The organism is Streptomyces sp. NPDC093568 (assembly GCF_044764945.1).
Taxonomy (GTDB): Bacteria; Actinomycetota; Actinomycetes; order Streptomycetales; family Streptomycetaceae; genus Streptomyces.
Genome location: NZ_JBIWJD010000018.1, coordinates 45,331 through 60,643, shown reverse-complemented (window position 1 = coordinate 60,643; position 15,313 = coordinate 45,331). Strand labels below are relative to the sequence as shown.

Below are 15,313 nucleotides of genomic sequence, written 5' to 3'. Positions count from 1 at the left end.
CCCTCTAGGTGTCCTGAACTCCAGCCCCGGCGGCCGACGCCGCTGACCCCAGCGTCTCGACAAACGCGCTGTCCAGATGCGTACGCTCCCCATCGCTGCCGATGTACTCGACCGTTCTGCCATCCACATGCGGGTCCTGACCGCGCGTCTCCACCGGGCACAGCAGCCACAGCCCGTGCGGTGCCTCGGCTGGGAGGCGAGCCGCGTGCTGGAGCTTGAGCAGCAGGTCGCGTCCCCCCTCGTCCCAGTAGCGGGCGAGCAGGCCGGCGTCGTACAGGAAGAGGACCGTGCGTGGGGCGGCGGCACGCTCCATGAGTGAGTCCTCGATACGTGCCCACACCGTGCGTACGTACGCCGCCAGGCCCTTGGAGATCTGGCCGCTGGCGGAGAAGCGGGCGTCGACGCCGAGCACCTTGTCCCAGGCCTGGTCCTTCTCGTCTGCCAACCGGCGGAATTCGGACAGGAATTCGCTGTTCAGATCGACCGGTTCGACCGGGTATCGGGTGGCCACTGATTCCGCCACACCCGGCAGCCGCGTTCCCCTGAGTGTCAGCGCGAGGAAGCCGCCACGGCGCACGGCGGCGTCCAGGCGCGCCCTGATCATGGAGTGCGGGTCCTGGGCCGCCAGGCGGCTGCCGGTGACCGGAGGCATCAGGCTCGTAGCGTCGCCGGTCGAGGTCCAGGAGGCCTCGGCCGCCACTCTGGGCGGGAAGAACTTGCCCTGCTCCGTGTCGTATTCGAGGGAGAAGCGAGCGTCGCGCAGGGCCTCTTCCAACTCGGGATGCGTGGGCTCCGTGCCGTCCGCCAGAAGGGACAGGTCGGGGAACCGTGCACGCAGGCGGTTGTTCAGCTCCTCGGGGGTGATGCCGTTCTCACGTCGGACTCCGGCACCGGCCTGCGAGATACGCAGCGCCCGCTCCAGGGTCAGGTCTCGGGGGTACAGCTCCAGACGCGGGCTCGCCTGGGCCGTGGGACCGACCGCTGCGGCCAGTGCCACGAGGCGGGTGTCGGCGAGCGGGGCGAGACCGTCCGGCGCCGGCACGCTCCGCAGGGCACGAATGACCGCGGCCCGGCCCGGCAGGGGGTCCTCGTGGGCCAGGCGCTCCGCTTCCTTGCCCAACGCGGCCGCGTAGTTGGCCAGTTCGCTGGGGGCGGGGTCGGCGGTGCCCGGGAGGGACTCGGCAGCGACGAGGACGGCGTCCTCCCGCCGGTGCCAGGCCAGTCGGGGCTCGTGGGGCTCGGCTGTTTCAGCATCGCCCTCACCTGCCTCGGCCTCCACCGCGGCCCGTACAACGGCGAGCGCCTTGGCGAGGGTGCGCTCCTCGGTGTCCCCGCCCGCGCCGTGCCTTATGCGCAGCTCGACGGCCAGTTCCTGGGCGGTCATCACACGGCCGGCCGCTTCGACGACCTCGACGAGAGTCGCACGGACCGGCGTCAGCCACTCGGTCTCGTACCACTCCTTGATCGCATTGCGGTGATGGCGCGAGACCGGTGGCTGCTGAATGCCGATCCGGTCCGCGACCCGCTTCTGCACCGGCCAGGGGCCCAGCGGAGGCAGCCCGCCGTCCTCAGGTGGGAGACCCAGGGTGAGGCGGATGACCTCACTGCGGTGGGAGCCCTTGCGTCCGGGGGCGGGAGTGAGCCGCGCGGCCATCTCGTCCACCGAGAGCACCGCGCCCGCCTCGACAGGTACCGGCCCGGAATCCGTTTCGCGGCGTGCTGAGGGTGCGGCAGGGGCACCAGGCTGCCGCAGGCTTGCGGCCCACTGCTTGCGGCGCCGGTTGAGTTCCTTGCGTACGAGTGCTCCAGCGCCCCTTGCCTTGGAGATGATGTACGGCGGGACGTCCAGGAGCCCTTCGACGTCGGTTGCGCCGAGGCCAGCCGCCACCGAGATCGCCCGCTCTGAGAGTCCGGCTGCCACCAGTGGAGTTTTCAGGCCGGCTGCCCTCGCCGCAGCGTCGAGGCTGTTCTCACCCGCGTCCGAGACCGTGTCGACGGTGGCAGGTGTCGTGACAGGCTTGGCCGCATCCGCCTCGCGGAAGATCTCGTACCAGGCATCGCGCATCTGCCGCAGGGTGTCGAAGCGGTGCTCGGTGTCCCGGTGCAGTGCGCGCTTGAAGAAGCGGGTCAGTCCGTCACTGAGCGCTTCCTCGAACAGCTCGGTGGCAACGGAGAGTTCGGCCTTGTCATTGGCGACCGGGTCGACCTGGCCCTCGCCCCACAGCGGGCGTTCACCGCTTGCCATCTCGTGCAGGGTGACGGCTGCCGCGTATCTCTCGGCGTGATCGTCGTAGTGTCCTCGGCGCACCGAGTCCAGGAAGGGGTCGAGGTAGCCGCGGGTGCCGGCCTTGATGTCGCGGTCGGAGGCGTCGGCGAGCGAGAAGTCGAAGAGCATCAGCTGCCAGGTGCGGTCGCTGCGCCGGTACAGACCGAGGTTGTCCGGCTTGATGTCCCGGTGGCGTACGCCCTTCGCGGCGAGCTGGTCGAGGGCGGTGAACAGGTCGCTGCCGTACCGCTCCAGTTCGTGGTACGACAGCTTGCCGTCGGCACGCAGCCGGGCGCCGAGGGTGCGCTCACCCGCGTATTCCAGCTCGAGAACGGTCTTCCCTGCCAGCTCGCGCGGACCGCCCTTGAGCTGGACCACGGTGCCGCCGCCAACCAGTTCCAGGGCGCGGGCCTCGGCCCGCAGTCGCTGCGCCTTCTCCTGGTCGAGGGCGACCTTGAAGACCCGCTCCTCGGTGTACGACTCTCCGTCCTCGTCCTCCACGACCCGCTCGACGAGCAGCGCACGGGCCGTCGCGCCGGTGCCCAGGACACGGCGCACGGACCATTCGCCGTCCAGGGACTGGCCGGGGAGAGCGGACAGCGGGTCGAGTTCGGCCACCGGCGGCTGCTCGGGGACCGCGTTCTCCTCCTCGGCCTCGTCGAGGAGGTCGATGAACCGGTCGACGGGTGCGAGCCGGTGATCGGGGTCGGGATGGGTGGCCTGCTGGATGAGGTGGTCGAGTTCCTCGGAGAGGCCGTCGGCGACCGCGATGAGACGCAGCCCGGAGTCGGTGCGCAGCCGTTCGCGCAGAGCACTGCGCCGGTCAGCCGGCGGCTCCCCGGTCAGGATGAAGTACGAGACCGCGCCCAGACCGAACATGTCGAGGTCGGCTGGATCCGCGTAGGGCTGCTCGCTCTCCGGGGCGAGGTAGACCTGTGCGGCATCCTCGATGAGGCCCACGTCGAGAGTGGCATTGCCTAGGGAACGCAGCAGGGTCGCGTTCGTGTCGAAATCCCGGGCCGCGGTCTGCCAGTCGGTGATCCGGAGCTCGGGGCGAGAACCGTCCTGACGGGCGCTGACGTAGACGGAGCGTGCGGCGAGCGCGCGATGGTAGAGCGAGCGGCTGTGGGCATGACGTACGGCCTCCGCCAGCTGCCGGACCAGGTCCAGACGCATCTCGGGGGTGAGTCTGCCGCCGTGAGTGGCCAGGTACTGGTCGAGCCGGAGGTCAGTCTTGCGGTGGCGGAACAGGATCGCCGGACCCGCCTCGTGGTCACGGATCTCGACCGCCGCCGAGATGCCGCGGTGCGTGATGCCCTGGAGCACCTGGTACTCGCGGCGTGCGGCGCGCTCAGTCGCCCGCTTCACCGACTCGTCGGTCTGCTGGCCGACAAGGTAGATCCGGACCCGACCCTCCTCTTGTACAAGGCCGTCGACCCGCTCGGCCAACCGGTCCTCCCAGGAGGGGCCGGCGTCCAGCGGGTGCGGCCGCATCCGCCAGGCATCACCGAACTTGAGGTGGGCGGTCGACTGCCGGATACCGATGGCCTTGAGCAGCCGAGGCAGATGCTGGTGCGAGAACTCCTGGGTGATGCGGCGCTCCGGCCGGTCCGGCGGCAGTCCCAGGAAGTCCTGCCAGATGCGTGGCAGCCCGCTCGCGCCGTCGTCCCTGCCGAAGACCCGGATGCGCTGGACGTCGTCGAGGTGGCTCTCGAGATCCGGGGAGGAGAGGAAGACCGCCGGTTCGATGCGCGGCAGCGGACCCGTGTAGCGCAGTTGACGTGCGGCCCACTGAAGCTGGCGTTTGAGGTCCTTGGACTTGGCGTCGTTGAAGTGCAGCGGGTTGTTAATCGTCCGGGTGCGGTCGGTGCCGTGGAAGTTCCAGGTCGAGCCGGAGTTCTCCAGACGGCCCGGATGGCTCTTGATCTCGACGAGGTAGAGCCCTGCGGGAACCGCGATGAGCAGGTCGCACTCGTTGATCCGTCCGGACTGGGCGGTGAAGGAGAACGTCGCCCAGGCACGGTACGGCTCAGCCGGCGGCATGAGACGTCGAACGTGATCGAGCGCGTCCTGTTCCCATGGATACGGGGACGGACGCTCCTGGTTCCACTGGTTCGCGGGCCGCGGCGGGGGTCCCGGCTTGGGTGCGGGAGGCGTGCCTGTCGCCGTCACAGTCCGACCTCCGCGGTGTCCTTCCGTTCCCGTACCGGCAGGCACGGGAAGCATTCGCCCAAAAATCCTCCGGCCGACACTACCTTGCAGCGATTATCTCCCTTCCATACTCACTGGGAATCCCTGGCTCGATCTTGCGCATGCGACTCCCAATCGAGCTAACGTTGCACGCTGTCATCGCGGCCCGCCAGGCTTCCGCCTCCCAGGACATGCCTCCACCCGCATGGGATTTGGCGTGCCGTGGGGGAAGTCCTTGTCGTCGTATCTGCTCCGGGAGTCTGCTGCTTCGTTGGCCGAGGAGGTCAAGCGGCAACCCGGAATGGTTCATCGTCCGCTGACCGAACGGCTGATCCTGGCCTACAAGGACAAGCACAAGCGGAAGAAGGGCAAGGATCAGGACGGAACGCCTCCGGCGAATAGTCTGGTCGAGGCCTGGGAGAACAGTCTTCCGCCGGTGATCAATGCCCTCCTCGAGCGGGGCCTTGGTCAGGTGGAGGTGTTCATCGAGTTCGGGCTTCCGCACACCAACGCCGATGTGGACATGCTCCTGGCAGGCGTGCACCCGGGCAGCGGCGCACCCTCGTACGTGTTGATCGAGCTGAAGCAGCAACGTTCCGCCGCCGTGCACCCGGAACGGTCGGTCGCTGTCGATCTCGGCTTCGCCAACTGGAAACTGCATCCGGTCCGGCAGGTGCAGAAGTACTGCGACTACCTGGTGCAGTACAAAGCCGCTCTGCGCGGCAAGCCCGAGAGCGTCGTCGGAGCGGTGCTGATGCACAACGCTCACGACGATGACATACGAGAGCTGTTCAAGCTTCCGGAGAGCGAGCACGGGCGGCTCTACACCATGGACCGGTTCGAGCAGTTCCGTAAGTTGCTGGGTGCGCGGCTGGCCGCACTGCCGGGTGGAGAGGCCGCCCAGGTACTGATCGACTCCCCTGAGTACGATCCTCCGAAGATCGCCGACGTCAACCTCCCCACTCGTATGGGGCCGCCAGAGCGCTTCCAGCTGCTGGACGAGCAGGAATTGGCGCACCAGGACGTACACGAGGCTGTACGACGGGTCCGTGAGGGTGGCACCAAGGAAGTCATCATCGTCCGGGGCGGGCCGGGCAGCGGCAAGAGCGCGATCGCGCTCGAACTCCGACGCACTCTCGACCTGGCTGGCTGGAACGTCGTTCACGCGTCGGGAGCCAAGGCACTCACCCTGACCCTTCGCGAGACCTACGCGCAGAACGCGCCGCGTGGCATGAAGGGAAAGCTGAAGAAGGAAGCCACCCGCCTCTTCACCTATTTCAACCAGCTGAAGAAGCTGCCGCCGGACAGCTGTGACGTGGTCATCTGCGACGAGGCACATCGCATTCGCCGCCACTCCGTCGACCGGTACACGCCGCGCGAGGAGCGGGAGAACGCACGACCTCAGGCCGACGAAATCATAGAAGCCGCACGGGTCCCCGTCTTCCTGCTCGACGACTGGCAGTCCCTGCGCCCCGGCGAGGTCGGCACAGCCGAGTATCTGATCGAACGCGCCAAGGCGTTGGGGCTTCGGCACACCCTCATCGATCTCGACGGCATGTTCCGGGCCCAGGGAAGCGCCTACTACCGGGACTGGGTGCTGAAGCTGCTCAGCGTGGGCGTGCACACCCCTCAGGTCTGGGTGCCAGACGGGCGGATGCAGGTGCACCTCGCCGACTCTCCGCAGGAAATGGCGGACTTCCTTGAAGAGCATCGGCTCACCGGAGCGAGCACGCGGACGGTCGCCGGTTTCTGCTGGCCGTGGAGCAATCCGGACGAGAACGGCGAGCTGGTCCCGGACGTCACCATCGACGGCTGGCAGCAGCCCTGGAACGTGAAGAGCGGCCATGCAGTGGAGGGCGCACCCGATGCCGACTTCTGGGCCACCGACCCGCGCGGAACCGGGCAGGTCGGTTGCGTCTACACCGCCCAGACCTTCGAGTTCGACTGGGTAGGCGTGATCATCGGCCCCGATCTCGTCTGGCGTGAGGGCCGTTTCACCATCGACCGAACCGCCACCCATGACCCGGAGCTGCGGTCCAGGACGATCGACGAGGCCGATATCGACCGATGCATCCGTAACGCCTATCACGTCCTACTGACCCGCGGAATCATGGGCGTGGTGATCTACTCCACGGACGAGGCCACCCGGGACGCTCTGCGCGGGCATGTGATCACCTCGGTGCAGCACCCACTCCCCAAACAGATGCGCAAGATTGCCAGCCCCTGACGACGTTTTTCCGCCAGTTCGCCGGGGAGTCTGTTCGGTAGCATTCGATCAATCGTCATTGCGGCCCGCCGGGCTTCCGCCTCAGGACATGCCCCCACCCGCACGAGTTGTTTCGTGCTGCCTGGGGGCTTCTCTTGCTGTTCCGCGACTCCGCCACCGCGGTCGCCGCCCGCCACCTCGAAGGATCGTTGGGCCTCTACCTCACCGAGCAGTTCACTCGGGCTCATGGGTACAGGCCGAGCATGGCGGAAGCGCGCTCCTGGGAACGGAGCATCCCGGCACTCACCGACGCACTGCTCGACGCGGGGCTGGGTCAGGTGGAGGTGCTGGTGGAGTTCGGGCTGCCGTTGACCAGCAAGCGGGCCGACGCGGTTCTCGCCGGAGTCCATCCTCGGACCGGTGAGCCCTCCTATGTCGTCGTTGAGCTCAAGCAGTGGAGCGAGGCTCACCCCGACGATGACGATCCCCTGCTTTGCTTCCTGGCCGACTACTCCCATCCAGTCCTCAACCCCATTGTGCAGGTGCGCGGTTACTGCGACTACCTCGTCGCCTTCAACGGCGCACTGGCCCAGCATCCTGAGCGGATTTCGGGCGTCGCCTACCTTCACAACGCGACCGCATTCGGTGTGTCCGGCCTCGATGAAGTCGAACTCAGTGAGCGTGGCCGCATGTTCACGGCAGACAGGCGCGGGGACCTCCTCGCATACCTGCAATCGAAACTGGCCGCCGTATCTGGAGCCAAGGCGGCCGACGACTTGATGCTCGCCAAGGTCCAGCCCTCCAAGCAGTTGATGGCCGTTGCGGCGCAGGAGGTCCGCGAGCGGGAGCAGTTCGTGCTTCTCGACGAGCAGCGTGTGGCGTACGAGACCGTGCTGAAGGCCGTCGAGCGGGCGCACGATGCTGATCACAAAGAGGTTGTGATCATCACGGGCGGGCCGGGGACCGGCAAGAGTGTGATCGCCCTGTCGCTCCTCGGGGAGCTGTACCGGCGTGGAGTTCCCGCTCTGCACGCGACCGGCTCGCAGTCGTTCACCAAGACCATGCGCAAGGTGGCCGGCGCGCGGAAGCCCGAAGTGCGGGACCTCTTCAAGTACTTCAACAGTTTCGTGGCCGCTAAGCGGAACAGCCTGGACGTGCTGGTGTGCGACGAAGCCCATCGTGTGCGGGAGACGTCTGCCAGCCGTTTCACTCCGGCGGCACAACGCACCGGCAAGCGGCAGCTTGAGGAGCTGATGGACGTGGCCCGCGTGCCCGTCTTCCTCCTGGACCAGCACCAGGTGGTACGGCCCGGGGAGACGGGGACCGTCGAGGAGATCAAGGCAGCGGCCGCGCAGAAGGACCTGCAATGCAGAGTGGTGGAACTGGACAGCCAGTTCCGTTGCGGTGGGAGCGACGCATACCTTCGGTGGGTCGTACGGCTGCTGGGGCTGGAGGGCGACGAGGCCGTCGTATGGGAGCCCGATGGCCGGATGCAGCTCGAGGTCGTCGATTCTCCGGAGGAGTTGGAAGCCCTTCTGGACGAAAAGCGGTCGAAGGGGTATGGGGCCAGGTTGTCAGCCGGGTTCTGTTGGCGCTGGTCGGATGCCAAGCCCGGTGAGCCACTTCCCGCCGATGTCCAGATCGGCGACTGGCGCCGGCCGTGGAACCTCAAGGGGGATCGGTCGATCATGGGTGCACCGCCATCAGCGCTCTGGGCCACAGACCCTGCGGGCTTCGGCCAAGTCGGCTGCGTCTACACGGCGCAGGGCTTCGAGTACGACTGGAGCGGCGTGATCATCGGGCCCGACCTTGTCTGGCGGGAGAACGGATGGGTCGTCGACCGGGCCGCTTCGAGGGACCCCGCCCTGCGGAAGGGGAGCGGCAACACTTCCGCATCGGACGTCGACGTGGATCGGTTGATCCGCAATACGTACAAGGTGCTCCTGACGCGTGGCATGGTCGGCACGGCCATCTACTCGACAGATCCGGAGACTCGGGCGAAACTGCGCGAGCTGGTGAAGCCTGGAAGATCGACTGCCGCAGCTCTCAGTGCGTCATAACGCAACTCACGGAATCAATTCCTGCCTCGTCACGACTGCAGTCCACCGGATCGATCGCGTAGGCGGCCCAGCCGTCGCGGCGGAAGCCAAATATCCCGGGCCAAAGGTCACGTGCCTCAGGTCAGGTCTCCAGGAGTTCTGATCCCTCGCTTCATGGCTACGTTACGTAGCCGCACGACCCTGTTTGAACCGGTAGGGATCGGGTTTCGATCAAGCTCCCTTATCCGGCACAAAGATCCCTGACCTGCGGAGTAGCGCGTCAGGGATCCTGAGCGGCAGACGAGTCGGGCTATACGCCGGGTATTCCTGGAGCACCTTTCTGACCTGCGAGTTTCCGGGATCGGACCGGCTGTGACCTGCAAGGACGGGTTGCAGAGGCGATCGGAGGCAGTCAGAGGAAACCGCTCTGATTCGACCCCGATTCGACCCGGGGCGCTCAGAGCCAGTCAGAGGCAATCCCTCTGATACTGGCTCTCTGAGCAGCCGGGTCCGATCAGAGGCAATCAGACGCAGTCACTCTGTCAGCCGACCGAGTCGGGCGGAAAGTCGGCCAGAGGCAATCGCGCTCTGTGCCGGCCCCTTCCGAACCGGTCGGGCCTCAGTCGCTCGGTGTGAACTCAGAGGCCCTACCTCTGATTGAACCCCGATCGGCTGTGACCTGCCAGGGCATTCGAGCCGGAATTCGGCTCGGGCCGCTCACAGGCAGTCAGAGGCCCTCCGATCGACCGTGGTCGAGCTGTGATGGGGACGCCTGCCTCCATTGGAGCCAGGCATACGAAAGCCCCCAGGACGGCAATCCTGGAGGCTTCGCTGGCACCGATTGGAGGTCGGTTCCGGACACCACCCGTGGTTTTAGCGGGCCTTGGTGGCGTCCATGTCTTTGCGAGACGACCCCCAGAATGCCATACGACGCACCCCCTCCGCACTACTCGCAGCAGGCTTCATCCCAACCAGAGGCAGTCACAGGCACCCAGACCCAGCGGCAGGGGCTCGCCCGGCTCCCGCGCACCGCGGCTGATCTGGTCCTTCTCGGAGACCTCACCGGTCGTTACGCGGCAGGCAGTTACAGCAAGCTCGATCGCGACGGACGGGTCGTTCACCGCGAAGGTCGCCAGGGCATGGCCGAGCACGGCCACCGGATTACCGCGGCCATCGCCTGCCATGTTGCCCGCGCCGGAGGCACGGTCGACCAGCTCACAGGTCTGCTCATGCATCCGGACCACGAGGGCGGCAGGCACACACAGAACATCGCACTGCGTTCCGGGCAGGCGCGAGCCCTGGCCTACCTCCATCGGGTCTGGAGCAGCGCCTGTGCAACCGTCAGCAACACAACGGAGGTTGATTCTCGCCACGACTCCTACGAGGACCTCGCCACCCTTCGCGACCGTATCGAGGTCACCCCATGGCGCGGGGAGCGCGGACGCACGGCTCTACGAGTGCTGCGGGCGCATCTCAACTTCGCAGAAGTCGCTGGCGGCCGTCTGCACGCCGCGAGCGAGCGCCAGACCGCAGAGGAGGCCGGAATCTCCCGGCAGACGCTGCGGAAGGCGTACGAGAACGTCCTGAAGCCCGGCGGATGGCTCCGCCGGCTGCGGGTCGGACGCGGCAAGGAGGGCTCCTCCTGGTACCTCGGCAACGGCCCGGGGAGCATCACAGAGAAGCGGCTTTCTCGCCCACAGACCACTCAGTTCCCCCCCGTCCCAGCGCTTGAGGAGTGGTCCACCTCCGAGACAGCGCTTTCGGCCGACATCGACTCCACCGTCGTCAGCCACCTGATGTCCCACGATGCCTTCGCTCACCACGCACTCGGCAGCTCAGCCCTCGTGATCATCGGGGCCTTGCACGCCCGCCCTGCCCAGACGGTCGGCGAACTTGTCATCACCTCGTCCGTCTCCCGCGCCACTGTCTATCGGACCCTCCAGCGCCTCGCGACTCACGACCTGGTGCAGCACGTCGGCGAGACCTGGACCCTGACCCCACGTGCCTTGGATGACTTCGGTAACAGCCCGCAGGAGGCTGTTACCGACCCAGAAGTCATGGCCTCGCGCGGGTGGGACGTGATCGCTCGCCGATGCGGAACAACGGGCATCGGCGCGCGTCGAAGGGCGCTCCATGCCGCAGAACGCCGCACCTATCGGGCGGTGTTGGACCGGCTCGCAGAGCATCGCAGCAGGGCCGTGGTGATCGTCCGCGACGGTCGCCAGGTCCTCGTTCCAGCGCCCCGACCCGACGAGATCCCCTCCGCCTGGCGCACACCAGACGGACACGTCGCCGATCCGTTGACCGGCCGCGCAGCTCCCGACTGGCGGATCGCCACAGACGGACGGCTGATCCTCATCACCCCGGCTGACCAGCGGAGTTACGACGAGCTGACAGCCGCCCATGCCGAAGCCCTCAGTGAATGGGAGTCCGCAGCATGACCTCACACGCCCAGAACACGCCTCCCGAGAGCGAACCGCCAAGCCCGCAGGCCTTGCGCGCGCGATACGAGTCCGGCGCCACGGTTGACGAACTCGTAGCCGATAGCGGGCTGTCGTATGGCACGGTCCTCAACCGGCTGCACGATGCCGGGACCGTTATGCGCACGTCGTGGCAGACCCGACGTATGCGCGAAGACCCTAAAGCGCGTCGGCGGCTCGCGACCCGACTGCGCGCGCTCTACGAGAAGCACGGCGCGACCCTCACCGAACTCGCTGCAGCGGCGGGAGAAACGAGGATCGTGGCCCGACGCTTGCTGATCGAGGCCGGCGGCACCGTGCGCACCACACGGCAGACAGTACAGCTGCGCTCCGCCGCGCGAGCGGCTGAGCGGCAGAAACTCGCGCTATCTCTCCGAGCGCGGTACGAGGGCGGGGCCACGGTCCCTGAGCTTGCCGCAGAGTGCAACTTCTCCACTGCCACGGTCTACCGGCTCCTGCATCAGGCCAACACGCCCATGCGCCCCCAGCACCGTCACGGTCCCGCGGATCAGATGAGGAAACGGCCATGAACTCGCTGGCCCTGCCCGATGTCGCCCGCAGCATCGCTCGGCCCAAGACCTCGCCCATCCGCCATTCCAGGTACAGGTGCGCGTCGAGGGCACCCCCTCGCCTCGCTGCGCCAACTCCGAGTTCGAGTCGCTGCCGTCGAGGACTCGTGCCAAGTCAACGCACCCTTCCAGTTTCAGGAGATCAAGCACACGTGAATGAGAACACCCGTCACAAGACCCTGGCCGCAGCCACTGCCCGCGTCTGGGACGCGTTCGTGATCGTCGTCGGCATGCTCAAGGGCGGCACCGCCAAGACCACCTCGGCCTGGTTCATCGCCCTCTACTACGCCGTCGTCCTCGGCCTGCCCACGTTGCTGCTGGACGCCGACGCGACCAGTCAGTCCGCCTACGACTGGTTCAAGGTCGCCCAGGCCGCCGGCTTCGAGATTCCCGAGAACCTGGTTGTCGAGCGGTACCCGTTCGACGACATCGCCGAGTACATCCGTGCCAAGCGCGCCGAGTTCGGCGCGATCGTGGTCGACGCCGGCGGCGGCAGCGCCCGCATCTTCCACGAGGCTGTTACCGAGGCGAACCTGCTGCTCGTCCCGGTCGCACCCACCAAGATCGAGCGCCGCAAGCTCGTGGCCACCTTCGACGAGGCCGAGCGCGCCGCCGCCCGCAACGAACACGGCGTCACCGCCCACGTCGTCATGGTCAAGGCCGACGACCGCACCAGCCTGCCCGGCCGGGCAAAGGACCAACTGCTCGACCCCGCCGAGGGCGAGGGCATCGGCCCGGACCGCGACGAGGCGTTCCCGCTCGCCGAGACCACCATCCACTCCTGGGTGCACTACATGGAGGCCTTCGGCGAGATCCCGACCGAGCTGAGCGAGTACGCCAAGCTGATGAAGGAGCTGACCGCAGCGTGAGCGAGAAGAACGAAAGGATCAGGCCTCCGGCCCGACGCACGGGCGGTCGTGCCTTGGGCGGAGCAAGGAAGACGACCCCTCCGCCCCCTCCCCCGACCGCCGAGCTCACCCACGAGCAGTTCGCTGCTGAGGAAGCCGCTGCCCAGGGCGAAGGCCAGTCCCCGGCCAGCACGCCCCAGACTCCGTCTGCTCCGTCCAGCGCTCCTGTCGAGACGTCGGCACAGGAAGGGACCGAGACGGTGCCCGAGGTGGCGCAGGGCCCTTTCGCGGTGACCGCCGCTACAGCGCCAAGCGACTCTGGGCAGGAACCTGCTCCCAGTCGGCCAGCCCACGTAGTCGTTGCCCCTGAGGCAGGGACGGAATCCGCAGGTGAGCCGATGGGGCGACAAGTGCCGCCTACGGCTCCGGCTACCGAGCCCGCAGCACCTGCGGTCCAGCCCGCCCAGCAGGCCCAGCAGGCCCAGCAGGCCCAGCCTCTGGAGCCTGCCTCGTCCCACGTCACGACCGCGCCTTCTTCTACGGGCCCGTCCGCCGAGGTTGCCGTACGCCCTGCCGTGCCTCCGATGGCAGGCGGTACGGCCTTCCCGGTGAGGACTGACAGCCCGGGGTCCCATCAGGAACAGGACGCGCGAGCGCATGACGCGCCCAGCCAGGGAACGCCCTATGCCCACGGTCCTGGCCGGCCCAAGGACATCCCCGAGGCTGCCGTCGTCCTCAACCAGCGAATCATCGCGCGCGAGAGTCTCGACTCGTCGGTCCCAGCCGCGTTGAAGCTGAAGAAGCGGCTCAAGCGCTTCGCGCTGGACAACGAACTCGACCACCTGCCCATCGGCGACATCGTCTCGGTCGCCCTGGACGAATGGCTCAGCGCCCGCGGCTTCTGACGCGGGGTACATCTCGCAGGGTGTCCGCGAACGCTCAGCTCGTTCGCGGACACCCGTCCCACCGACTATTCCACTAGTCGACTAGGCGGCTAGCTAGTCGACTAGTGGTCCGGACCGGAGCACCGTATGCCCGATCTCTCCCACCACGCCCGCCAGTTGCGCGAATTGGCTGACGCCCTTGATGCGCAATCCGAACTCACTGAGGACCCGTTGGCCCCTCACCCTGACACTTTGGAGGTCGTTGATGCCCGCCATACCAGTCGCGGGCAAATCAACTACGCCGTCCCAGACGCTCTCCAACTCCAACGGCGCATCCGCCGTTACCACGCGGATCACGGCATGCAGCACGGTGACATCGTTGCGATCGCGCTCGACGTATTCCTTCGCGCCAAGGGATATCCACCCGACCTCTCCTCGGCCAAGGAAGATCCCTCGTGAGCAGAACAGCCGATCAACTCCTGTTGGAAGATGCCGGTCTCTGGCGTCGTCTCGCAGAAAGTCGGGCCGACCAGCTCTCGCTTCTTGGGGAGCCAATGCAGATTCGGCTCCCCGCGGAACTCTGGCGTAACTGGTTGGCTGACGACGATGTTGTCGCTAGGTTCGAAGCCAAGCGTTATGCCAGGTCGGCGGGCCAATGCACTCCGTGGTTGGGGGCGGTCTCTTCAACCGGCCATGGTTCCTTCCGGGCAGCAAGCCTTCCCGGGCCGTCCCGGCGCGGAACGGTGCCAGCGCATCTGTTTGCCTACCAGCTCGCGTACGGAGTGATAGACCGACCTGGCTGGACGGCTGCCGAGGATCCAGTCGTGTGTCACACGTGTGACTTTCACGGCTGTACAAATCCAGCCCATCTCCGGCTCGGTACGGCAGCCGAAAACCGTGCCGAGTGGTCATTACGCCGGGGCAATCCGCACGGTCCCCTGGCGGATACACGCGGGGCCGCTGGGCGCACACGTGCCATCGCTGAGGCCATTCGTGCCGGGCTTCGCGCGGGAGAGCCGTCCGCAAAGATCGAGAGGCGCATCCAGGCGGCAGAGGAAGCAGGCCTCCCGCTCACCCTCTGGTGACGCGCCCGGTGCTGGCCTACATGGTCTGGTTCATGCTGTGGGCGTGCTCTATCGCCAACGCCGCAGCCTCGGCCAGTGTCTCGGCGACAGGTAGGCCACTCTGCCGGAGAATGTCGGCGTGCGTCAGGCCCCCGGCGTACGGCACCGCGTGCACACGGTTGGCGAACGCGGCGCGGACGTCATCGAGGGCGTCGCCGATGACCACGACCGGACGGTCTCCGATGGCTTCTCGCAGCATCGCCACGTGCTTCGCAAGGGGCTGCTTCTTGCTCCTGGCGGACGGACCCGTCCGTCCGTCGACCCGCAGAAACAGGGAGGCGACGCCCAGGTCGGAGATGTGCTGGGTCAGCCCGTTGTGGGCGCTCAGCGACAGAACGGAATGGCTGCACCCGCTGCGGATCAGTCTTGCGAGCAGCTTCTCTGTCCCAGTTGTGAGCCGGGCCGGCGGTCGTCGGGATTGGTAGTTCTCGAAGGCCACGCTCGCATTGACTCGCTCCCGATCCGTTAGGGCCCGGCGGAGTATGGCGGCGCACAGGGCGGGAGCTGATGTGGCAAAGTGGCGTCGAACCGTGTCGAGTTCGACCGGTTCGGCGCCCAGAGAGGCCAGGGCTGCGTTCACCGCTCCGACTTGGTGCTGGACGTCGTCGGCGAGGGTGCCTCTCCATCCCCACACCAAGTGCGGCCGGTTGAAGGTCCGTGGCACGGGAAGCGCTTCCTCTCTTGATCAGATGAAGGGTACGGCGGTG

Annotated in this window: 9 protein-coding genes; 7 read left to right on the top strand and 2 right to left on the bottom strand. The window is 67.1% G+C overall.

The genetic code is table 11. The features are described from left to right. Positions 1-4 precede the first annotated feature (4 nt). Positions 5-4,492, bottom strand: coding sequence for a BREX system serine/threonine kinase PglW (pglW, locus tag ACIRD7_RS39575; RefSeq protein ID WP_403460866.1), 4,488 nt, complete (start codon positions 4,490-4,492; stop codon positions 5-7). A gap of 235 nt (positions 4,493-4,727) precedes the next feature. On the opposite strand from pglW, the gene ACIRD7_RS39570 reads away from it, so the two are divergent. From ACIRD7_RS39570 to ACIRD7_RS39540, 7 genes are all read left to right on the top strand, one after another. Beyond that, entirely contained in the window at positions 4,728-6,683 is a 1,956-nt protein-coding gene (locus ACIRD7_RS39570) for a DNA/RNA helicase domain-containing protein (RefSeq protein ID WP_403460865.1), read from the top strand. A gap of 134 nt (positions 6,684-6,817) precedes the next feature. Continuing rightward, positions 6,818-8,722 (top strand): DNA/RNA helicase domain-containing protein, encoded by a 1,905-nt coding sequence (locus ACIRD7_RS39565; protein ID WP_403460864.1) that lies wholly within the window; start codon positions 6,818-6,820, stop codon positions 8,720-8,722. A 1,118-nt stretch (positions 8,723-9,840) separates the two neighbouring features. Beyond that, positions 9,841-11,142 carry a transcriptional regulator gene (locus ACIRD7_RS39560; protein ID WP_403460863.1) on the top strand — a complete coding sequence of 434 codons (1,302 nt, stop codon included), beginning with the start codon at positions 9,841-9,843 and terminating at the stop codon, positions 11,140-11,142. Next, the gene (locus tag ACIRD7_RS39555) at positions 11,139-11,711 is read left to right on the top strand and encodes a helix-turn-helix domain-containing protein (protein WP_403460862.1); all 573 of its coding nucleotides are present in this window, start codon (positions 11,139-11,141) and stop codon (positions 11,709-11,711) included. The genes ACIRD7_RS39560 and ACIRD7_RS39555 overlap by 4 nt, the downstream gene beginning before the upstream one ends. A gap of 191 nt (positions 11,712-11,902) precedes the next feature. Continuing rightward, positions 11,903-12,619: a ParA family protein gene (locus tag ACIRD7_RS39550; protein ID WP_403460861.1), complete on the top strand. Its 717-nt coding sequence runs from the start codon at positions 11,903-11,905 to the stop codon at positions 12,617-12,619. A gap of 587 nt (positions 12,620-13,206) precedes the next feature. Further along, positions 13,207-13,503, top strand: a complete 297-nt coding sequence (locus ACIRD7_RS39545) for a hypothetical protein (protein WP_403460860.1) — start codon at positions 13,207-13,209, stop codon at positions 13,501-13,503. A 126-nt stretch (positions 13,504-13,629) separates the two neighbouring features. Further along, positions 13,630-13,941: a hypothetical protein gene (locus ACIRD7_RS39540; protein ID WP_266704048.1), complete on the top strand. Its 312-nt coding sequence runs from the start codon at positions 13,630-13,632 to the stop codon at positions 13,939-13,941. Between the two features lie 642 nt (positions 13,942-14,583). Here the strand turns inward: ACIRD7_RS39540 and ACIRD7_RS39535 are convergent. Further along, positions 14,584-15,240 carry an HAD family hydrolase gene (locus tag ACIRD7_RS39535; protein WP_403460889.1) on the bottom strand — a complete coding sequence of 219 codons (657 nt, stop codon included), beginning with the start codon at positions 15,238-15,240 and terminating at the stop codon, positions 14,584-14,586. Positions 15,241-15,313: the final 73 nt, after the last annotated feature.